The 21,520-nt window shown below is 47.0% G+C and carries 16 protein-coding genes; 7 read left to right on the forward strand and 9 right to left on the reverse strand.

The genetic code is table 11. From position 1 onward, the window contains the following. Positions 1-40 precede the first annotated feature (40 nt). Both BN1691_RS09915 and BN1691_RS09920 read right to left on the reverse strand, forming a co-directional pair. Positions 41-910: a patatin-like phospholipase family protein gene (locus BN1691_RS09915; protein ID WP_048602073.1), complete on the reverse strand. Its 870-nt coding sequence runs from the start codon at positions 908-910 to the stop codon at positions 41-43. 177 nt (positions 911-1,087) lie between these two features. Further along, positions 1,088-1,735 carry a CAP domain-containing protein gene (locus tag BN1691_RS09920; RefSeq protein WP_048602074.1) on the reverse strand — a complete coding sequence of 216 codons (648 nt, stop codon included), beginning with the start codon at positions 1,733-1,735 and terminating at the stop codon, positions 1,088-1,090. A gap of 89 nt (positions 1,736-1,824) precedes the next feature. Between BN1691_RS09920 and BN1691_RS09925 the strand changes: the two genes are divergently transcribed. The 4 genes from BN1691_RS09925 (at position 1,825) to BN1691_RS09940 (ending at position 5,047) form a co-directional block, all read left to right on the forward strand. Then, positions 1,825-2,490, forward strand: a complete 666-nt coding sequence (locus BN1691_RS09925) for a LytTR family DNA-binding domain-containing protein (protein WP_048602075.1) — start codon at positions 1,825-1,827, stop codon at positions 2,488-2,490. A gap of 215 nt (positions 2,491-2,705) precedes the next feature. Further along, entirely contained in the window at positions 2,706-4,232 is a 1,527-nt protein-coding gene (locus tag BN1691_RS09930; protein ID WP_048602076.1) for an acetyl-CoA hydrolase/transferase family protein, read from the forward strand. A gap of 231 nt (positions 4,233-4,463) precedes the next feature. Further along, positions 4,464-4,706, forward strand: a complete 243-nt coding sequence (locus BN1691_RS09935; protein ID WP_048602077.1) for an AbrB/MazE/SpoVT family DNA-binding domain-containing protein — start codon at positions 4,464-4,466, stop codon at positions 4,704-4,706. Next, positions 4,703-5,047, forward strand: a complete 345-nt coding sequence (locus tag BN1691_RS09940) for a type II toxin-antitoxin system PemK/MazF family toxin (protein ID WP_048602078.1) — start codon at positions 4,703-4,705, stop codon at positions 5,045-5,047. The genes BN1691_RS09935 and BN1691_RS09940 overlap by 4 nt, the downstream gene beginning before the upstream one ends. 122 nt (positions 5,048-5,169) lie before the next feature. On the opposite strand, the gene BN1691_RS09945 is transcribed toward BN1691_RS09940, so the two are convergent. The 7 genes from BN1691_RS09945 to BN1691_RS09970 are packed head-to-tail and all read right to left on the reverse strand — an operon-like array spanning position 5,170 to position 19,135. Beyond that, the gene (locus BN1691_RS09945; RefSeq protein ID WP_048602079.1) at positions 5,170-6,102 is read right to left on the reverse strand and encodes a nucleoside hydrolase; all 933 of its coding nucleotides are present in this window, start codon (positions 6,100-6,102) and stop codon (positions 5,170-5,172) included. A 20-nt stretch (positions 6,103-6,122) separates the two neighbouring features. Beyond that, the gene (locus BN1691_RS09950) at positions 6,123-9,623 is read right to left on the reverse strand and encodes an AAA family ATPase (RefSeq protein WP_048602080.1); all 3,501 of its coding nucleotides are present in this window, start codon (positions 9,621-9,623) and stop codon (positions 6,123-6,125) included. After that, positions 9,623-10,843 carry an exonuclease SbcCD subunit D gene (locus BN1691_RS09955; RefSeq protein WP_048602081.1) on the reverse strand — a complete coding sequence of 407 codons (1,221 nt, stop codon included), beginning with the start codon at positions 10,841-10,843 and terminating at the stop codon, positions 9,623-9,625. Before BN1691_RS09955 ends, BN1691_RS09950 begins: the two co-directional genes overlap by 1 nt. 12 nt (positions 10,844-10,855) lie before the next feature. Continuing rightward, entirely contained in the window at positions 10,856-14,668 is a 3,813-nt protein-coding gene (gene addA / locus BN1691_RS09960; protein WP_048602082.1) for a helicase-exonuclease AddAB subunit AddA, read from the reverse strand. After that, the gene (gene addB, locus BN1691_RS09965; RefSeq protein WP_048602083.1) at positions 14,665-18,138 is read right to left on the reverse strand and encodes a helicase-exonuclease AddAB subunit AddB; all 3,474 of its coding nucleotides are present in this window, start codon (positions 18,136-18,138) and stop codon (positions 14,665-14,667) included. The genes addA and addB overlap by 4 nt, the downstream gene beginning before the upstream one ends. A 38-nt stretch (positions 18,139-18,176) precedes the next feature. After that, the gene (locus BN1691_RS14430) at positions 18,177-18,338 is read right to left on the reverse strand and encodes a hypothetical protein (RefSeq protein WP_156179059.1); all 162 of its coding nucleotides are present in this window, start codon (positions 18,336-18,338) and stop codon (positions 18,177-18,179) included. Between the two features lie 29 nt (positions 18,339-18,367). After that, positions 18,368-19,135 (reverse strand): SDR family NAD(P)-dependent oxidoreductase, encoded by a 768-nt coding sequence (locus BN1691_RS09970; RefSeq protein ID WP_048602084.1) that lies wholly within the window; start codon positions 19,133-19,135, stop codon positions 18,368-18,370. 182 nt (positions 19,136-19,317) lie between these two features. Between BN1691_RS09970 and BN1691_RS09975 the strand changes: the two genes are divergently transcribed. The 3 genes from BN1691_RS09975 to BN1691_RS13920 all read left to right on the forward strand — a co-directional run bounded on the left by BN1691_RS09975 (position 19,318) and on the right by BN1691_RS13920 (position 21,456). Further along, positions 19,318-19,740 (forward strand): cell wall hydrolase, encoded by a 423-nt coding sequence (locus BN1691_RS09975; RefSeq protein WP_048602085.1) that lies wholly within the window; start codon positions 19,318-19,320, stop codon positions 19,738-19,740. Positions 19,741-19,782: 42 nt separating this feature from the next. Beyond that, positions 19,783-20,322, forward strand: a complete 540-nt coding sequence (gene gerQ, locus BN1691_RS09980; protein WP_231638387.1) for a spore coat protein GerQ — start codon at positions 19,783-19,785, stop codon at positions 20,320-20,322. A gap of 234 nt (positions 20,323-20,556) precedes the next feature. Then, positions 20,557-21,456: a C40 family peptidase gene (locus BN1691_RS13920; protein WP_053083745.1), complete on the forward strand. Its 900-nt coding sequence runs from the start codon at positions 20,557-20,559 to the stop codon at positions 21,454-21,456. Positions 21,457-21,520: the final 64 nt, after the last annotated feature.

The following is a 21,520-nucleotide window of genomic DNA, read 5'->3' on the forward strand; positions in this document are numbered from 1 at the left end:
TTCACCCTTGTCATGCATAATGTGAGAAGTATCTCGGTGTTCATGAAAGCCATTGAATTAAACGGTGATATTGCTCTTCTGCATCATGAAAGCCTTCTTGATAAAGGGCATTCAATTTCGCTAAATTCCGCTCTGTTCGGCTCACTTCAACTGGTTGCTTCGGTCGAATTACAAAGGCCTTGCCTTCTCTTTCAAGATCTTCAATAAAGTCGTAGGTTTCATTATATTGCTGATAGCGTGTTTTCATGATTGGTAATAACGCTTTATACTCATCCTTAATAAAATGTTTAGCCATTTTTGAAAAGCGTGATGGTTTTTTACGATATGTTTGGTCACGTGTAAGGATACAGACCACTTTTTCATTCCCGTCTTTCAAGGCTTTCCTTACAGGAATGGGATCACAGATCCCTCCATCTAACAATAATTTACCCTGATATGTGACTGCTTTACTCACAAATGGTAAACTGCTTGATGCACGAATGACTGTGATCAGATCTTCATAGCTCCCGATATGATCTGGATTATTCAGTTCCCAATAAATTGGGGATGCTAACTCACAATCCGTAGTACCGATTAAAAAGCGTTGCTTCGACTTCAAAAGTGCATCTCCATCCAGTGGACTAAGCTCCTTCGGTACAGTATTAAAGATAAAATCCATATCAAATAGTTCTTTCCCCTTAAAGAGGTTGGTATAGCTTACATAGCCTGGACGATCAATATAGCCTACATTCACTTGATAATTACGGCCTCGTTGGTGTGCAACATAGGAAACGCCTTGACATGCTCCCGCTGAAACACCAATTACGTAGGGTAAATACAAGTCCTTATCCATAAATAAATCTAGGACACCGGCTGTATAAAGCCCGCGCATTCCTCCCCCTTCTAGGACAAGGCCCACTTGTCTTTCCATGATGTTTCACCTTTCTCTCTATACGGTTATTTTCATACTCTATTACTTTCTCCGATGAACACCTTTTTTCCTCTTATTCCGAACTAGTTTTGGACTACGCTGTAATAAAAATGTCCATTCTGGTCTGTGAAATCGCTTACCAGAATGGACGATCTTCTAGAAGATACCAACTTATTTTTAGGGATGGATAAACATCTGTGTCCAGTAATGACCGTAGGAACCACCTGTCACATAGCCTACACCAATTTCAGTAAATCCACCATTTAAGATATTTTGACGATGTCCTGGGCTATTCATCCACCCTTGCATCACCTGATTAGGTGTTGGTTGTCCTGCTGCGATATTCTCCCCAGCAGAACGAAAGGAAATACGAAAGGCCTGCATCATCTGAAATGGAGAACCATACGTAGGAGACTGATGAGAAAAATAATGACGATCCCGCATATCGCTGGATTTAAATCGTGCTACTCGAGCTAGCTCAGGGTTATGACGTAATGGAGGTAAACCAAACTTAGCACGCTCCTGATTGACTAGATCAACCACTTGACGTTCTGTCCACTGAATGGTTGTATAAATAGGTATAGTAATGGTATCCCCTGGGGAAATATTGTCAGGATTAGTTAACTGTCGATTATGAGCTAAAATATCATAAAAGCTCACACCATAACGTTTGGCAATGAACCAAAGGGTATCCCCTGGTTTAACTGTATAGGTATCTACGCTATCCGCATGTAGTTTTTCCGTACATGCTATGCTTCCCATCGATAGAAGCAACAACATCATCACAAGCATTCGAATGGTTAATATGTTCCATCCCTTATGCATCTAGACTTTCACCTCCTGTAAATTGGATGTATGCTAAATAATATCATGCCACATTCATATTTGAATTATGAGTTAAGGAGGGAATGATGATGGAAGTGGATTTAACGACCATCGTCCAAGCATTTCGACCAATCATACCGACAGAGGCTGCACTTGCTGTTGCAGATGGACAACAATTTGTCTACTATGAGCCAGGCGCTAATATTGACTTGGCAATTCAGCCTGGGGAAAAACTGCGATTGGGTACTGCAGCGCTTAAGGCGATCAAAGAACAGCGAGTCTACACTAGCAACATCGACAAAGGTGTTTTTGGACAAGCTTATTTTGCTACTGCTTATCCGATACCCTTACAGAATGGAGAGGTGGGAGCGATTACCATTATTCTACCACCCACTCAACGAAGCAGCTTACAAACACAGCGTCCTTCCCTCCTCATCGGTAAGCAGGAGGATCGATGGCTTCCCTTACATTACTCACAGATCATCTTTATAAAATCGCAAAACGGGAAAACCTACTTGCATACGACGCGTGGGATCTTTCAAAATAAGTACACCTTAACGGAATTGGAGCTGCTTTTACCTTCCCATCTTTTTATCCGTGTCCATCGTGCTTACTTAATCAGAATGGAGGCCATTCAAGAAATACAGCCTCATTTTCATTCCACCTTTATGCTCATCATGCAGGATCAAGCGAAGAGTAAAATACCGGTCAGCCAGAAGTATTCCAGCTATTTCCGTCAATTATTAGGGTTTTAACCTGATTGAATCAAATACCCGCTGTAGAGAAAATAAAAGGAAGAAAGCGTTTTACATAAAACAGCTTTTTATTTTCTACTTTATCTGCTTTTCTTCTTCTTTATCAGATTTTTAATGAATGCTATAACAAGCCCTGCTAATCTAATAGTACAGTGATTTTGTCTATTTTGTGAAATTTCTTATGAAAAATATTTTAACGATAAGGAGGGAGCCCCATGCTTGAAAAGCGTTTACGCTATCAACACTATCAGGAGCTACTCACAGAGCCAGAAAAAGCAATCGAGTGGATTCACGATGGTATGGTTATTGGTATGAGTGGGTTTACAAGAGCAGGGGATGCAAAAACTGTCCCCTTAGCTCTCATTAATTATGTGAAACAGCATCCTAACCAGATCCATCTTGATATCTATACTGGCGCTTCACTAGGAAATGATATTGACGGAATGATGGCTGAGGTGGGTCTTGTCCATAAGCGCCTACCCTTCCAGGCGGACCCACAGATGCGGAAACATATTAATGCTGGCGATATGCTCTTTATTGACCAGCATCTCTCCGTGATGTCTGAGAACATTCGCTCCCATGCATTGCCAAAAATTGATGTGGCCATTGTTGAAGCGGTGGCCATCACAGAGGATGGTAGTATCATCCCTACTACATCGGTTGGGAATACCAACCTATTTGTTCAACAAGCTGACATCGTGATCATTGAGATTAACACCACCATGCCAATGGCTTTAGAAGGTATGCATGATATCTATACGCCTGCTGAACAAGGAGAACGAGAACCGATCCCCCTCACTTCTGTGGACCAACGAATTGGAACAACATCGATCAAGGTAGATCCTGCCAAGGTGAAAGCCGTGGTCATCAGCGAACTGCCTGATTCCCCTTCCACCATCGCAGAACCTGATGAAGAGACACAGCAGATGGCGAACCATCTCCTTAGTTTTCTTCGTCAAGAGGTCAAAGCTGGTCGCTTACCTGCGAATCTAATGCCTTTACAGTCAGGGATTGGCTCAGTAGCCAATGCGGTCTTACATGGATTCCTGGACTCCGAGTTTAGCGATTTAACCGTCTATTCAGAGGTACTGCAAGATGCTGTTTTTGATTTACTTGATGCTGGCAAGGTTAGCTTTGCTTCAGGCTGCTCCATCACCCTCTCACCAACACGGATGAATGAGGTCTATCCAAAGCTGGGGCAATATCAAGATCGCGTTGTACTACGTCCACAAGAGATTACCAATCATCCTGAGGTCATTCGTCGTCTTGGTCTAATCGCGATCAATACTGCGATTGAAGCGGATATATATGGGAATGTGAACTCCACCCATGTTCTTGGTACCAAGATGATGAATGGCATCGGTGGCTCAGGCGACTTTGCTCGCAACTCACGTCTCTCCATCTTTGCGACAAAATCTGTAGCAAAAGGTGGCAACATCTCCAGCATCGTTCCATTCGTATCCCACGTGGATCACTCCGAGCACGATGTGGACATCATCGTGACTGAGCAAGGGATTGCTGACTTACGTGGCCTCGCTCCCCGTGAGCGTGCCATCCAAATCATTGAAAATTGTGCTCATCCCGATTATCGCGATCAATTGCGCGCTTACTATGATGAAGCACTGCAACGTGGTGGACAAACTCCCCACGTACTTGAAAAAGCACTATCCTGGCATATCCAATATGCCAAAACCGGCTCCATGAAAATCACAGAAGTTGTAGCAGAAAAGGTACACCAATAAACTTTGCTCGCACGATTCCTTACTTATTAAGCTTTTCTCTCACAAAAGCTTTTCTCTCAAAGGTTTTCTCTCAATGTAGTTTTTCTCTCAGCGCTCGATGATTGAGCAACAAAAAAAGCTGTCTTTTGGTTCATGCAAATGACCAAGAGACAGCTTTTCTAATATTCCAGGACAATGACCAATTGTATTCCGTATAAACATTGTATATACTCATAACAAGAGGTGATGATGATGTATACTACGATTCAAAAATGGGGAAATAGCCATGCGATTCGAATCCCAAAGACGATTCTCGAAATGATCCAACTCCACGAGAATGATACCGTGGAATTGACTGTGAAGGACGGCAACTTGATTATTGCACCTGCCAAAAGACATCGTACCTTGCAAGAAAGAATTGCAGAATATCAAGAAGATTACCATTGTAGTGAATGGGATACAGGGAAACCATCTGGCAAAGAGGTGATTGAATGAACTATATTCCAAAGCAAGGGGATATCATTTTTTTAGAATTTGATCCGCAAGTTGGACACGAACAAAAAGGAAAGAGACCTGCGTTGGTTGTAAGTAATCATGTGTTTAATCATTTCACCGGATTAGCCATGGTATGTCCCATTACGAATACGAATCGAGGATTTCCACTGCATGTTAAGTTAGATGAACGTACTCAAACAACTGGAGTCATCATGTGTGAACAGGTGAAGGCCTTAGATATCCATGCAATAAAGGCATCCTATTTCGAATCCGCTCCCAAAGAGCTTATTGAAGAAGTATCTGATATTTTAATCGGGTTTGTCGAAGTAACTGATATCTAAAAAGCTTAAGCCTAAAATCTCTTTACTCCTCCCTCGACCATCAATTGTTAGATAGACTGCTTAATTATTCGTGAATCAAGCTCCATTCCCTTTGAAATTGTAGATATGATGAAACGCGGTGATCACTTCTGTAAGATTATCTCAAGGAATAGATGTGCAAATCCTTTGCGATCCAATTCCTCAGCCACCGCGATTCGCGGCCGTTGGTCATCTACCAATGGTGTAGAAACCACAGGGCGGCAGTCAATCACGGTCATTCCTCGCGTCAATTCCCCCATCGTTTCTACTTCAACTGGATAAGTATTTGATTCGATTAAGGATGGCTGAAGTAATGCAGCTACCGCAGTAGGATCGCAAAGAGGTACATGGGAACCAAAGACCGCTTGGAGAAAACGAATGGCTTCTCCTGCTCCGTTCGCTACAGGGTCATCGGATTGTTCCAACTGTTGCACCTCATCTTCACTTAACCAAGCATCCAAGGTTACATCCCAAGTGACCAATTGAATGGGCAAGCCTGATTGAAGAACGATCTTCGCTGCATCAGGATCAACATAGACATTAAACTCTGCAACCGGTGTGACATTACCACCCTTCGTAGAGGCACCACCCATGATGATAATTTCATCGATTTTCTCCCGAAGACGAGGCTCCTGTTGAAGCGCAGCTGCTACATTGGTTAAGGGTCCGAGGGTAACAAGGGTGATAAGCTCTGTTGCACGCATGATCTGCTCAATCATATAAGGCACCGCATGCTGGTCTACAACCCGCTCCCGCTGTACGCTGAGTTGTAAATTACCTAATCCCCCATCTCCATGAACATCAGCAGCATGGACCCATGGCCGGAGTAAGGGCTGTTCCATCCCCTTGGCAACAGGGATGGTATTATCCTCTAAAAGATCAAGAATGGCGCAGGTATTTCGGGTCGCGTCCGTCACGTGACAATTTCCTGAAACCGTAGAGATCCCAAGAATATGAACTGCTTGAGAGCGTACAGCCAGCATAATAGCCAGGGCATCATCCACACCGGTATCCACATCAAGCCAGATTGGTTTCATTCTCTATTCCTCCTTCAATGCTATAGCATCTCCATCTTAATTTGACTACCTTCCCCTGTTGGCTCTGCAGGCTTAACCATCAAGCGTCGCGGTAAGCGCGAACGTAATTCAGGAACATGGCTAATCACGCCGATGGAGATATTCTCTGATTGGAGTTTTTCTAAGGTGGTAATCACCGTATCCAGTAGTTCTACATCCAATGTTCCGAAGCCTTCATCGAGGAAAAAGAACTGTAAAGGATACTCACCGCGGAGTTGAATCTGCGCAGATAAGGAGAGAGCTAGGGCTAAGGAGGTAAGGAAGGTTTCACCACCGGATAAAGTATGAACAGGACGGTGTAACCCACCATTGGCATCATCGCGGATGATGAAGCCACCTTGGGAGTCGAGTGCTAAGGCATAGCGCTGATGCGTCAATTGGCGTAGTCGATCCGAGGCAACGAGACAGATGGATTCCAGCTGTTCTTCTGCCAGATATTCGACAAAGGCATTACCCCGTAAGACAGTCTGTAGCTCTTCCTGTAAGGAAAGGCGGTTCATTGCCTCGATGTGAACCTGCTCCAATTCTTGATAACGGGCAAAGCGCTTTTGGTACTCCTCCACATCTCGTTCAAGACGAGCTACTGTTTGTAAAAGATCTTCGTACGCCATCTTCGTCTCTTTCCACTTCTGTTGCAGATCGTCCCACTCTGCTTGTGTTAAGCGTTTCTCGGCAAGTCGTTCCTCAAGCTGTCCGATGTTCGTCATGATCTGCTGCTCCTGATGCTGATAGGCTTCAATTTTGACCTGCCATTCCTGCTGTATTTCCCTATCTACACGAAGTCCATCCAGTCTCTGCTCCGGATTGAACCCTGCTTGCGTACAATTCTCCAGCCATGCTTGCTTCCGTTGCGCAAGGTGAATCTCTCCTTGACGCATGGTTTCCTTCCCTGCTTCCAACTGGAGCAGCGCTTGTTCACGCTTCACCGTTAGCTCATCCAGCCCTCTTTGGTGCTCTGCGAGCCGTAGCTGCATATGCTCCAAGCGTGACGAAATTTGCGCAAGTAATTCCTCCGCTTTTTTTCCTTGTAGTACATGATCTAACTTCTCCTGAAGCTGTTGCGTATGGGTTTGTCTCGTCGTCCATTCTGTCTCTAAGCGGATCAACTGGCTCTCAATCTGGCGTCGCTCTTCGCTCAGCTGATTCATCACTGCTTGCTGTGCTTGCAATCGATGCTGATCTTCAGCCAGTGCATGTTGGACTCGCTCTCGCTCCTTTTCCTGCTTCATCAGCTGTTCATAAGCTGGATCAACCTCTTCTACAGGAAGGGAAGGAAAATGCTCTTGCCAACTTTTCTCCTGTTGCAGATCCTTCTTTTCCCAAACGGCGATATCCTGGGTGAGCTTTTCAAGTTGCTCCTGGATCTGGAACTTCTCCAATTGTAGCTTTTCCAACTGAAGTAGACTCCCTTGCCAAGTACTTTGCAACTGACGAATGCGCTCTCCATGCCCTTGATAAGCGGCTTCTACATGTTGGAGCTGAGCTTGAGCTTGCTTCATTTGGTCATGCCATACTTGCTGGAACTCTTCCCAGCTCACCAACTCCCATTGCAGCATGTCTAAGCCATGCCGTTCAGCGTTCTCTTCATGGAACTCCTGCGTACTAGCTACTTCCCTACTGTTTAAAGGCTCCTTCTTAAAGGGAGGAAGCAGTAGTTGAGCTTGCCCCACTTCTGTATAGTGATGTTGCAGTGTGGTCAGTTCATCGGCTTGATGCTGCATTTTTATCTGAAGCAGTCTTCCGTGCTGTAGCGGCTTCTCCCCTGCTGTAATGGCCTGATCTAGCCTATCTTCCCAAGCTAGCCAGTCCTCATGTGCTCCTGCTTCTTCCTGAGCCTTCCTTGGATGATGAGTAGAACCACAGACTGGACAGGGATCACCATGTTCTAATGTAACCGCTAACCGCCTAGCATAGAGGGCGATCTCATCTTCCTTCCGCTTTCTTTGAAAGAAGCTTAAGCCTTGCTGAAGACGCTCTACCCCTTTTTGCTGCTCCGCCAACCATTGCTCCAGCAATAGATGTAACCGGTTTTGCTCTCCCTCCACCTGCTCATAGGTGGTAAGCCATTGGGATTGTTGTGCCTGCCACTTCTGCCATTCCTGCTGTTGCTTCATCTGCTTATCTACTTCTGTATTGTAAGCCTGACAGAGCTCTGCGAACTTTATCTTCACAGAGAGGAACGCTTGCTTCGCACCTACCGCCTTTAGGATCTGCTCCTTTTGTTGCTGCTCCATGGTCAGATCTTTAAGTTCTTCTTGATGTATAGTTAGAGCTTGACTATATTGAGTGAGTTGTTCATTCCCCGTTGTCCATTGACGCTCAAAATCCTGAAGTGATTGTTCTAAGCGGTCCATCTCTTTTTTCGTTTGCACAAGCCAGCGCTGATGCTCCTCCACCTCAGCCTCTACCTGTACCAGCTGCTGAAGGCGCGCTTGTTGCTGTAGCCAGCGCGGTTCCTTCTCATTCTTAATCGCCATTAACGTAGTAAGCTGCTCCTTCATGGTGAGATAAGCTTGATTGCTCTCGTCGAAGGCTTGCGCTGCCTGTTGTAGTCGCGCTTGATCATCCAACACCTGTTCGCTCGTCTGACGATATGCCTCATACCAGGGAAATAACTCTTCGATCTGTTGTGCTTGCTGTAAGCTTGTTTGTAACGTTAAAATGGCGCCTTTCTTCTGCTGATGTACACGCTGGCGCTCTTCCCATCCGGTCAATTGCTGCTGCCAATCCCAACGTGCTTTCCCATCGGTATAGGCTTGTTCCAGCTCTTTTTGTACGAGAAGGAGTTGTGCTAAAGAAGTCTGGGCATCTTGCCAAGCCTTCTCCGTTTCCTTCAATCCATCCTCTGTGATATCACCAAGTCCCTGCTGTTCAGCAACTAGGAGTGAGAGCTCCTGCTTTACCCCTTGCAAGGAATTTCTTAAACGTTCGTTTAATTCGTCGCCGTAGCGTTCCAGATGAAAGAGGCGTTGGAGCATCTGCCGACGTTCACTGCCCTTTAGTTGGAGAAACTCAGCAAACTTCCCTTGCGGAAGAACCACCGCTCGGGTGAAATCATCCAATGTGAGCCCTAAGAGCTCTTCGATCCCTCGTGTCACATCGCGGTCTTTTTCAGCTAAGACTTCCACCTCTGTACCTAGGCGGAGAAGTCGAGAAACCTGATTCCGAATGGTATAATCTCCAGACCGTTGGTAACGCCGCTCCACGCGATACACTTCATCACCATGGGCAGAATGAAGGGCGAAGGTAAAGGTTACCTCACAGAATTCCTCTGCTTGATTGAGAATCCCTTGGGTATTATTGGGAGCACGTTCCACCTTTCCGTAAAGAGCAAGAGTGATGGCATCGAGGATGGTTGATTTACCACTCCCCGTAGGGCCAAAGATGCCAAAGACTCCCCCTTGACAGAGGGTTGAAAAATCAATCTCCTGTGCTTCGCGAAAGCTGTGTAATCCAGCGAGACGTAAATAAAGAGGACGCATTACTCTCCCTCCTTTCCTGAATTCCAAGGTTGGTCGTGTTCCGGGGCTTCTCCGCTTGAAGCCTCCGCTTCCTCATGTACCAAGGAGAGAAATAGCTGTATCAAAGCATCATCAGGCACGCCACCAGTTTGACGTACATAATAGCGACGGAATAACTCCTCGATCGGGAGATTGGCCCGACGCTCTTTGCCAGCTAGCTGCTCCTGCTCTGGAAAGATGGGACGGATATGGATCAGTCCCTCATGTCCCTGACGAAGCTGATGAATCTCCTGTAAGGTTAAGGGGGATTGGAGATGAATCTCCAGGTCGACCCAAGCATTGCGATCCTTTTTTTCCTCCAACCATTGTTGAACCTGTTGAAGTCCCTCCTTCGCCTGCCAGCGTACCAAAGGCTTACCGCTAGTAAGGTGGATCTCCTGCCAAGTTGCAGCCTGTTGCGGCTCCAGATTGACGATGGTGACCGACTTGGCGTAGGCTGCCTCGGAGAAGCTATAGGCCAAGGGAGATCCAGAATAGCGTGTAAGAACGGGCGCCTGATGTAGCTGCTGTGGACGATGAAGATGACCTAGCGCCACGTACTCTACTTGACTGGGAAGATGAGAGGCACCTACGGTATAGGCACCACCGATCTGGATCGGGCGCTCAGAATCGGATTCTTCCCCACCTGCTACAAAGAGATGACCCATGGCAACATGAACACCATCAGATGGCAGACGAGTTGCTTGCTCCTTCCAAAGATAGGCCACCTGCTCTTGATAAAGCTGCTGTAAAATCTCCTCATCTAGACTCTCCGATAACACCTTCTTCAGCCTGGCTTCCGAAGGATAGGGCATGGGAGCAACATGGAGAGGATATTCCCATGTAGGCATCATGATAGACAAACCCTGAATATCGGGATAGCCAAGGAGATAGATGTTTTGCTTGGTGGTTAATGGCGCTGCGGCAGCTAAGCGATCAGGATGGTCGTGATTTCCTGCAATCACCACAATGGGACGACGTCCACCAGCAGAGAGGCGCTCTAAGCTATGATAGAAGAGCTCCTCTGCAGCAGCAGGTGGATTGACGGTGTCAAAGATATCTCCAGCGATCAAGATAGCATCGATCTTCTCCTCCTCTACAATGCCTGTCAATTCTTCGATGAAAGCGACTTGTTCAGGAAGACGACTTCGTCCCTCTAAGGTTCGGCCAAGATGCCAATCCCCTGTGTGTAATAGGCGCATACAACCACCTCCTTATATTTCCACGATCAACCCACCGTGGAAGAAGTATAGATAGCTTCCTTTTAGCTCAATCTGTCCTATGGCTTCCACCGCTTCACGATAGAGCGTCAACTGTAAACGATAACGCTCTTGGAGTTGATCTAAGTAGAATGAATTCGTCCCTTGGCTCTCTTTCACCCAGTCTGTCTTATAGTCTAGCAGAACCCAGCCATCCTCCTCTTGAAATAGGGCATCGATGACACCTTGGATTAGAACTGGTTCATCACTGCGATCCTGCCATTGCGGATAGGTCTGCATGGCCGATAGGGTATAACTAAATGGTAGCTCCCGATAGACCCGCTTCGCTTGGACCAAACGCTGTCCTAGCGGTGATTGAAAGAAGCGTACAATCGCACTGTAATCTAAGCAAGCTGCCTGATCCTCCGTCAAAAATTGATTGCGAACAAGCTGTACTGCTACCTGCTCCAATTGTTCACGAGTATGCTCACCTTGCAATGGAACATGTTGCATGAAGAGATGCATGAAGCTTCCTTTTTCCGTCGGTAGCCAATCCTCACCTTGTAAGAAACGGGGTTGCTGAAGGGCGAGATGAGAGCCTTTACTGATCCACTGCCGATCACTGTAGGGATCAGCGTTCTCTGCCAGCCGTTTTAACTCGGTTACCGCCTGTTTTGCCCGATAGCGCTCCGCATCAGGATAGGGATAATGCCATTGTAGACGAGAGAATAGATCAGGGCGGACGATGATATTACGGGCAATGGGTTGCTGTAACTGAAGCGCTTGCAATTTCATCTCTTCCTCTTGGGTCTCTCCTAGGCTCCATGATGCTAGCTGATCCTGTGTGACATGAAAGAATTGCCAAGAGCTCGAATGCTCCCAAAGATTGGTGAGACTTGGAGCAATCAGCTCCTCACCACCTAGGGCGACACTTTGACGATGACGAAGGAAAATCGGGCCTAACCAATCGAGATAGCTCCGTGCCTTCGTCCGATCATAAGCAGGAAGGAGAAGATCCGATGTCTCTGCGAGCTTCCTCCACGCTGTCATACTCTTCTCCCATTCATTCACTGAACCTACAAGGATCAGCTTTTCTTTGGCACGGGTAAGGGCAACATAGAGAACACGCATCTCCTCAGCTAGCATTTCCAGTTTCAAGCGGTGCTGTATGGCCAATTGTGCGATGGTTGGATACGTAATACGAAGAGAGGTGTTCACATAAGCTAGTCCCATCCCCAGTTTCTGATGTAAGACGAGGGATTGTGATAGATCGCGGAGATTGAACCACTTATTCAAGCCAGCCACGAAAACTACCGGAAACTCCAAGCCCTTACTCTTATGAATGGTCATCACCCGTACCACATCTTCTTGCTCCCCTAAGGAACGGGCTGTTCCCATATCTCCTCCCTGGTCCTGTAAACGCTGAATAAAGCGGAGGAAACGGAAAAGTCCACGGTAGCTAGTCTCCTCATATTGGCGGGCTCGGTCATATAATGCGCGAAGATTGGCCTGCCGTTGCTTCCCACCAGGTAGTCCTCCTACAAAGTCATCATAATGGGTCTCACTATAGATTAAGGAGATTAAATCAGCTACCCCATGACGACGGGCATAGGTGCGCCATAATTCCAGACGGCGGAGAAAGCGTGCCAACTGTTCACCTAAATCCGAGTTTGGATGGTTCTTGACATAGGCCTGCACCGCTTCATAGAAGGGTACCTGCTCTAAGCCAAGTCGGATTTGGGTCAAGGCTTCCCCATCACAGCCCACAATGGGAGAACGGAGGACACTGGCCAAGGGGATATCCTGATAAGGGTTATCGATCACCTGTAAGAGCGCCAGCATGACCTGTACTTCCATGGCTGCGAAGTAACCACTCCCTAATTCTGCATAGACGGGAATACCTGCATGCTTAAACTCTTCTAAGAAGATGGGTGCCCAATTAGCGGCAGATCGCATGAGAATCACAATATCCCGATATTGAAGAGGACGATATTGGCCTGTCTTCCCGTTATAAACTGGGAATCTTTCCCCACCATTGTGACCCATTAAGCGGCGAATTTGCTGAGCGATCCAGCGGGCTTCTAGCTGAACCTTATCGAGCTCCTCCAGATCTTGCGGCTCATCCTCTTCCAATTCTGCTTCAGGAGCATGTTCACTGGTATTCGACCCTTTTCGATCTAGAAGATGGACCTCCACCTCCATCCCTTCTGTTTCAGGGTAGAGAGCGTTACGATGTAGGGCAGCCTGCTCATCGTAGTTGATCTCACCAACTTCTTCATCCATCAGCTGCTGAAAGATAAAGTTCGTGGCATCTAAAACCTGGGCTCGGCTACGGAAGTTCTGATTAAGATCGATCCGTTCTCCTTCACCCACACTTCCTTTGCCATAGGTCTTATATTTTTCTAAGAAAAGTGTAGGATCAGCTAAACGGAAGCGATAGATACTCTGCTTCACGTCACCAACCATAAAGAGATTACCTACTTGATGCTCGGACTCTCCATGAACCTGACCATGAGACTGACCATTCATGTTCTCATGCTGATTCCCACGAGCAATGAGCTGCAAAATGGTCTCCTGGACCAAATTCGTATCCTGATACTCGTCTACATAGATCTCCTCATACTGCTCCTGTAATTGCAAAGCAATCTCCGATGGCTGGACACCGTGGGGACCTGAATTGGGTCCCTGTAATAATTGGAGCGCATAATGCTCCAGATCGCTGAAGTCAACGACCCCTTTTCGCCGCTTCGCCTCTTGATAGCGCTGCGAAAACCGTTGAACCATCTCCACCAAGGTCTGGAGAAGTGGAGCCATCTCCACCAGATCATGGACAAATTGCTCAGGATGCTGTTGAAAATAGGTGCTATGCAATTTTTGCAGGCGCTCTTTTGCAAGATTACGTAAATCTTGTGCAGCTGTCTTCAATTGATCATCCACATCATCTGTCTTCCGTACAGCAGGAAGACGTTCGAAAGAGAGCTCTTGAAATTGTTGGTATAGTTCCAACCATGAACTTTCCGAAGCAGCCACCAAGCGTTGCACCATGTTGAGTTCCTCTTGGAACCGTTGAAGATAAGGAACAGGACCACCAGGTTGAAGCACGATTTGGAGAGCTTCCTCCAGAATGCTCTGAATGCCCTCTAATTGAATATGCAACTGCTTCCGAAGCTCCTGCGTCCAAGTCAATTCGTCAAGGGAATCCTGACCTGCATTGGCATAGCATGTCACTTGCTGTTGAAGCCATTGATCCGGCCATGGATAGCTCCGTGCAAATTGATAGAGTCGTAGGATCACATCATAGAGGGGCTGATCGGTCCGATCCCGGCTAAAATGATCAGCCAGATCATATACCCGATCTCCTTCCCCATAAGCTTCCTCCAAAACCTGATCAAGAACCTCCTCTTGCAAAAGCGCGGTTTCCCCCTCATTGGCGATCCGAAATTGGGGATCGATCTCCAGTAAGTAGGAATAGCGCTGAAGCAACTGCATACAGAAGGCATGGATTGTACTAATTGAAGCCCGATGCAAGAGTGATCGTTGCCGCTTTAAATAGAGTGAGTGGGGCTGCTGATTCAAGGCATCCTCTAAGCGATCACCGATCCGCTTCCGCATCTCTGCTGCAGCAGCATTAGTAAAGGTGACCACCAAGAGCCGATCCACATCCATAGGCGTCGTCTCACTGGTCACCCGCTGAACAATCCGCTCCACCAAGACAGCGGTCTTTCCTGACCCTGCAGCGGCTGCTACCAAAAGGTTGGTCCCCCGCTGATGGATGGCTTGCCATTGCTGAGCAGTCCAGTGACTTGTTGCAGGTTGAACGGGGATCATTCGGCCATCCCTCCTTCTTGGTCCAATAAATGGAAGACTTCTTTTTTATCGAGATCCGGAATCATCCGATATTGATTACCTGGAATGGTTTCATCAAACTGACAGACAGAACGATAGGGACAGAAGCTACAGGCATTTTTACTACCGTAGCGATAGGGATCAATCTTTACATCACCAGAGGCGATGCGGGAACCGATCTGTTGGATCACTCGCTGAACATGGTGTTGAATCTGTTGGAATTTATCTGGTGTTGCAACAGATGAACGAGCGCTAAAGGTACCATCCTTCTTCCGCTCCACAGGAATCATGGGAGAACGTGGCTCCGTCATGAGGCCTTGATCCATCAGCTCCACATTCTCATCATCAGCTAGCAGGAGCCCTTTCATCTTGAATTGTTTATATAAGGCTTCTTCGATTTGGTCCAAGGGTTGTGAGCTCTGGGCTCGTAAAATCGGGTTATGAATATGAAAATAGAGTACACCAGCTGGTAATGCCTCTTCTCCTAACCACTTTGGGGCATTGCGTAGCACCACATCTAAATAGGTGAGCATCTGCAGCTGTAATCCATAATAAACCTGCACCAAGTCTAGATCATGAGGACTTGATTTATAGTCGATGACACGAAGATAGAGACCCTCGGCCCCTCTCGCTATATCCACACGATCGATGCGCCCCTCTACCCACATTTTGCCCCCATGGGGAAGGGTAAATTGTAAGGGTTGAAGACCCTTTTGGCGCGAAAACGCTACCTCATAACCAAGGGGTTCGAAGAGACTCTGTCTTGCATGTTGACTCAAGGTTTGTGCCGTCTTCCCAATCACTTGCTCCAGCTTCCGCTTCACATAGAGATGACGCTGTGAACTGAACAAAATGGCTTGCTGAATAGCTGGTGCAAGGGCTTGAACCGCCTCACGTGCCAGCTGCTCGCATTGAATGGGGGATAGTTCGCTCCAAGAATGACCACCCTGACGCAGCTTCATATCGATCCATTGTAATGCTTGGTGGAAAAGGCGCCCTAAATCTGGCGCTGTTAAGCGATACAGCTTCCGTTCCTCCAGCTTGAGCCCGTATGAAGCAAAATGGGCAAATGGACATGCTTGAAACTGCTCCATTCGCGACACGCTCGTGGCAAACTCTTTTCCATACAACTCTTCTGCCCAGGGTGATGGAAGATCTCGTTCTTGATTCTGATAGAAGAGACTCCTTAATAGCTGCTGAAGCGGGAGCTTCCACTGCTTTTCACGAAGCAACCAATTATAGGTATCCCACCAGAACTCTTCGATAGGATAGCCACGTAGCCATTGACGAAGCTGAACCACAAGGAAGCTAAGTGCCTTATTAGGCCGAACAAGATAGTGATACTGCTCATCTCCATCCACGAGATCGGCAGGATCTGTGCTCCAATATTCTGCCTTGAAATGAGGCACCAACTGCTGCATGCGGTTGATCACTAAGGAAGGAGTTAACGCCTTACCCTCCTCATCAGCCAGGGCATAGGAGAAATAGAGATGCTCCTGCGGTCTGCTACAAGCAATATAGAGGAGAAAATCCTCTTGTAGTAGTTGCTCCCGACTACCAGGTGCCAATTCCAGCCCTTGCTCCTGTAACCAAGTGCGCTCCCATTCGTCCAGCATTCCTCCTTCATCAGGCTTCGCTGGTAGTAAGCCATCATTCACGCCCAAGATAAAGGCTGCACGTACCCCTTGAAGCCGCGAACGATCAAGAACCCCGACAAAAACATGATCCAATGCAGGGGGAACCAAAGAAAAATGATGATTTTCTAGACCTGTTTCTAAGATCTCTTGAAGAAGCTCTAAGGAAAAGGACTCTTCTCCCATCACTTCTACTAGCTGATCGAAGAGTTCCATCACGATTTGCCAAGCTTGCTCATGATCGCGAGCCTCTTCTAGCTCGCCTAACTGCTCTGCCTCTTCACTCCATTCTTCCAAGGTCGTAGGCACCCCGAGCTGTAATAGGAATTGATAAAGAGCTTCTACCTGTTCTCGTAAGGAATGAGCTCCTTGTAAGCGTCCTTCTAGCTGCATAAGTGGTGTTACCACCTGCTTGCGACGATATTGAAGGATCTCTCTCCTTTCCTCAGAAAGAGAGGAACTCAGCTGCTCCCAAAATGGCTCATCAACCCAGCGACTCCCTTTGATTCCATATTCTAAGGCGAGGTTTTCCAATTGATCCATCTCTTCACGCCAGCTTTGCTGAGGGATACCTTCTTCCTTTTGAAAAAAGAGATCGGTTTTAATACAACGGAACACCGCTTCATAGCCCCAATGATGGACCACAACATCCAAGGAAGAACGGAGAAGCTCGATTAAGGGATGATGCATGATGGAGCGTTTTCCATCGAGAAAGACCGGGATCTGATAGGACTGAAATACCTGCTGAATCAGTTGCTCATATGGCTCCAACTTGCGGACAAAGAGCGCCACATCTCGCCAGCGATAGCCTTCATCACGGGCCAGCTGAATAATCTGACGAGCAACCCCTTCTACCTCTGCGCGCCGATTCGTCGCAGTAGCGATGGAAATAGCGGTCTCACCTTCATAGGGTGTGGCAGGTCGCGATTCGTATTGCTGCTCTATGTGAAGGATGGAAGGATGAACCTTCCCGGCTGATCGCTTTAAAACCAAGGGTGCTTCCACCTGCGTGTTTACAAGGGAGGCCACCTCAAGCAACTGATGATAGGTGCGATGGGTTTCGAAAAAGAGATGGGTCGAATCCAATTCACCCTCGATATATGCTGGATCTAGAGTCAAGGCTAGCTTCACTTCTGGACAGGTTTCAAGTAAGCGTTGGATGACGAGTAGCTCTTGCGGTGTAAAGGAGTAAAAGCCATCGATCCAGATCGTCGCTCGCTTGAGCTCTTGAGATTGAGAAATTTGCGCCGCCAAGAGGGGAAGATAGTCCTCATGCTCCACATAGTGAGGGAGTAGTATTTCCTCCAGCTCTGTATAGATCAAGTGAAGGTCATGGAGCTTATCGGCTAACATTCCTTCTCCACTTTGAGTTGGCTGCAGTAATGGCAACCATTCGCCTACTTGTGAAGGGGTATAGAGATAGCGCTTCAATTCGGTGATCATCCGTGCTAATTGCTCATAGAATCCTGCTTGGGTAGCAGCCCGTTGGAAGGCGCGTAATTCTCCCTTCCTCTCTTCTACAATCTTTCTGAGAAGCATCTGAATCCCCATGGGACTAACAAGTTCTCGTGCCAATCCTCCTGTCTCTTGAAAAACACGCCAAGCGAGGCGTGTAAAGCTATAGACCTGTGCACGAAAAGACCCATGCACCTGGTACTGGGTCAGTAATTGATATTCGGTTTGGAAGCTCATCTGCTCAGGAACGATGATAATAATCGGTTCACCAAAGGGATCCCCTTGAATTGTCTGAGCTACCTGCTCCAATATGTATTGACTCTTGCCACTTCCTGAACGCCCAATAATCATCTGTAAAGCCATGGGATCTCCTGTCCTCCCTTCCTCTATCTCTCCTTACCTTAACGATTTTTCTTACGAGAATCTTTATTCCGTAAAAAGATGACGGCTGCTAATAAGACCAGAAAAGCGCCGATCACCTTGGCATAGATCACCATAGTTTTTAATAACAGAATCCCTAATAACAACATAGCAAATAGAATAAGCATTAAGCGCCATTGCATATCATCACCACTTTCTATTGATGTCTTATTTATTTGCGATTCACAAAAGGCGCAACCAATCGATGATATAACCGTGGAAAGAGCAGCATGGCTATGTAACCCCAGCGAATCGCCCTTGGAATAAAGACCTCTCGCTTAGGCTGTTGGATCAAGCGGACTACCTGCTTTGCTACCTGCTCTGGTTCAAGGATCCAACCCTTAAGGCGTTCCACATATTCCCCGCTCGGATCTGCACGCTTGAAGAAGGGGGTGCGAATGGGGCCTGGATTGACTAATGAAACATGGATTGGTTGGCGTCGCAGTTCTTCTTGTAAAGCATGGGTGAAACCAATGACTGCATGTTTACTCGCAGCATAGCCTGTCCCCTTAGCAGTAGCCACATAGCCTGCAGCGGATGCAATATTGATGATATGACCACTTTGCTGAGCTAGCATCTGGGGTAGGAGCAATCGTGTCATCCTTACGATGCCTAGGTAGTTGACATCCATCATCTCAGTGATCTGCTGAAGAGATAGGTTCTGTAAAGGCTGGAAGTATCCTAAGCCTGCATTATTGATCAATACATCGATGCGGCCATTGGTTTTGATGAGATCTTGAAGCACTCTTGTGATACCATCATTTGTTACATCCAATTCAACAAGCTGATGGGGCTGGGGGATGGTAGCACTTACCGTTTCGAGCTTGTCCCGTGAACGCCCTGCTAGAATGGGATAATCTCCACTTGCAGCGACCTGACGTGCCAACTCTGCACCAAGCCCACTTCCTGCTCCTGTTATTAAAATAATACGCCCTGTCATGGAAGTGTGCCCCTTTCCACCGAGTAGATTCAAAAGTAGCCTTTGTCATACTCTCTATCTATTGTAAACGATTTGAATGTTCAATTGTGACATGATTGTTGACAAATTTTGTGTAGGGATTCACCCATTTCCACTATCCTTAATATGATAGGTATTGAACGAAGAAGGAACGAGGTGAAGTGATGGCAGTTGTTCAAGCAACGGAAAAGGATGTACAATTATTAGCTCGTCTCATCCGTGCCGAAGCAGAAGGCGAAGGAGTGCAAGGCATGCTGATGGTGGGAAATGTGGGTGTCAATCGTGTTCGTGGCGATTGCTTAGATTTTAAACCCATCCGTACCATTCGCCAGATGGTGTTTCAATCCCCCGGGGGCTTTGAAGCTGTGCAAAAGTCCTACTTTTACCAGCGCGCACGACCGCAAGAAATTAAGCTTGCACGGCGTGTAATCAACGGTGAACGTATTCATCCAGCGCGGCATGCCCTTTGGTTTTTTAAGCCGGTAGGAAACTGTCCCGCCCAATGGTATGACCAGTGGAACAGCGGTCGCTTCAAATCCCACTGTTTCTATATTCCTGTAGCTGTTGAATGTCCGAGGGTCTATTAGCATTGCCCATTATGTTGAATGAACAGAAAGGAGATTTACCTTATGCAACAACCATTTAACATGCCACGTCCCAATGTTGGCATGCCTCCAGTAGCACCGTATTTCCCTACACCGGTACCGATGATGCCACCGGGGATGATGCCACCTGGCATGGTCCCGGGCACCCCTATGACACCAACGCCAGGATTTATGCCAAATTTTCCAGTCAACCCTCCACCACCAGGAATGACTCAGCCCCTTCCTGGTCAACCTACAGTTCCACCCATGCCCAGCGGACAGATCATTCCTGGAACCATGGCGCCACAGGTTTCACCATTTATTGAGCAGTCCTATATTGAGAATGTGCTCCGTGCTAATATTGGCAAAAAAATAACCGCTTTCATGTCCTTCGATAGTGAACAACAGACCTTTACCGGGATCATCGAAGCGGCAGCTCGTGACCATTTCGTCTTATCTGATCCAGTAACGGGAAAGCGTTACTTACTTTTAATGGTTTATCTCGATTATATCACCAGTGATGAAGAACTAAACTATATCCAGATCCCCTTCCCTGAGCAGGTCCGACCTGTACCTACCCGTTAACCTATTTCTACTCATAATGGAAGGTATTACTTAATGCCGAAAAAGCCAGTTTAAATGACTGGCTTTTTCTTATTTTATGCGATTATTTCTCCAATTTCATCCGCCTATTTATCCTTTTTTGGTGGTTATTGGAGCCCCTATGATTTCTTCACGCATGCTATAGTGTGGATGGAAGTGAGGTAAAAATTGTACCAACTAGGGGGTATCAACCATCACAAGAAGGGAGAAGGATCAATGAAGCAAAATCTTATACGCTCTTTCTTGATCGCTTTGATATTACTCATGTCAATCAGCTCCATTTCCGTTACAGCAGGTACTGCAAGTACAGCTACCAATGTGGTAGAGAGGTCTCAGCAATTGGTGGGAAGATCCCTGCAAGGTTACACTCCTGAAGACTTTTTAACCTACCTCTTTCGTCGCGAAGGAATTCAACTCTCTGGTAGTTTAGAGCAGATGAGTCGTCAAGGTAGCTATGTATCACAATCATCCCTACAGCGTGGAGATGTCCTGTTCTATGGAACCGATGGCAACCACCTGCTCGGGGCAGGGATCTATGATGGCCAAGGTCATGTGGTCATCGCATCCTCAAAGCTATCGAAGATTCGCTCATTTTCCGTTACGAGTTCAACCATTACTCCCTATTATCTCGGTGCGGTTCGCTTCACTCCACAAGCAAAAACAAATACAAATAGCCAAGGTGAGACGATCATCCAAGCTGGGCTTCGTTACCTTGGGACACCCTATGAATATGGTTCAAGCCGCAGTACCAAGCGAACCATGGATTGCTCAGAATTCACCATGTGGGCTGTCAAAGAAGGTGTCAATATCACTCTTCCAACCACTTCCAATCGTCAGGCCAACTACGTCAAGAGTTTAGGGCATTCCACAAGCTCATGGCAACAACTACAGCGTGGTGATCTCATGTTCTTCATGGATTATCTCGGCTGGCAATTGAGTAATTATAATGGGGTCAATCCTGCAGGTCAGAGAGCAACACATGTGGGTATCTACCTAGGTGATGGCAAGATCCTCCATACCTACTCGAAGGAATCTGGCGGCGTCTGCATCAGCAGTCTACCAGGTACCCATTGGGAGAAACGCTTCATCTTTGGTGGTAGTGTGATTCCCCAATAATCACAGCTAATCAGAACATCAATACATAGAACCCGCTGTATCGGCTAACACCATGACACAGCGG

The sequence above is a fragment of the Rubeoparvulum massiliense genome (genome assembly GCF_001049895.1).
Classification (GTDB): Bacteria; Bacillota; Bacilli; order Rubeoparvulales; family Rubeoparvulaceae; genus Rubeoparvulum; species Rubeoparvulum massiliense.

Bases quoted from the DNA above. Each gene is read 5' to 3' on its own strand.
- BN1691_RS09915 (WP_048602073.1), bottom strand. From the start codon at position 910: ATGGAAAGACAAGTGGGCCTTGTCCTAGAAGGGGGAGGAATGCGCGGG.
- BN1691_RS09920 (WP_048602074.1), bottom strand. From the start codon at position 1,735: ATGCATAAGGGATGGAACATATTAACCATTCGAATGCTTGTGATGATG.
- BN1691_RS09925 (WP_048602075.1), top strand. From the start codon at position 1,825: ATGGAAGTGGATTTAACGACCATCGTCCAAGCATTTCGACCAATCATA.
- BN1691_RS09930 (WP_048602076.1), top strand. From the start codon at position 2,706: ATGCTTGAAAAGCGTTTACGCTATCAACACTATCAGGAGCTACTCACA.
- BN1691_RS09935 (WP_048602077.1), top strand. From the start codon at position 4,464: ATGTATACTACGATTCAAAAATGGGGAAATAGCCATGCGATTCGAATC.
- BN1691_RS09940 (WP_048602078.1), top strand. From the start codon at position 4,703: ATGAACTATATTCCAAAGCAAGGGGATATCATTTTTTTAGAATTTGAT.
- BN1691_RS09945 (WP_048602079.1), bottom strand. From the start codon at position 6,102: ATGAAACCAATCTGGCTTGATGTGGATACCGGTGTGGATGATGCCCTG.
- BN1691_RS09950 (WP_048602080.1), bottom strand. From the start codon at position 9,623: ATGCGTCCTCTTTATTTACGTCTCGCTGGATTACACAGCTTTCGCGAA.
- BN1691_RS09955 (WP_048602081.1), bottom strand. From the start codon at position 10,843: ATGCGCCTATTACACACAGGGGATTGGCATCTTGGCCGAACCTTAGAG.
- addA (WP_048602082.1), bottom strand. From the start codon at position 14,668: ATGATCCCCGTTCAACCTGCAACAAGTCACTGGACTGCTCAGCAATGG.
- addB (WP_048602083.1), bottom strand. From the start codon at position 18,138: ATGGCTTTACAGATGATTATTGGGCGTTCAGGAAGTGGCAAGAGTCAA.
- BN1691_RS14430 (WP_156179059.1), bottom strand. From the start codon at position 18,338: ATGCAATGGCGCTTAATGCTTATTCTATTTGCTATGTTGTTATTAGGG.
- BN1691_RS09970 (WP_048602084.1), bottom strand. From the start codon at position 19,135: ATGACAGGGCGTATTATTTTAATAACAGGAGCAGGAAGTGGGCTTGGT.
- BN1691_RS09975 (WP_048602085.1), top strand. From the start codon at position 19,318: ATGGCAGTTGTTCAAGCAACGGAAAAGGATGTACAATTATTAGCTCGT.
- gerQ (WP_231638387.1), top strand. From the start codon at position 19,783: ATGCAACAACCATTTAACATGCCACGTCCCAATGTTGGCATGCCTCCA.
- BN1691_RS13920 (WP_053083745.1), top strand. From the start codon at position 20,557: ATGAAGCAAAATCTTATACGCTCTTTCTTGATCGCTTTGATATTACTC.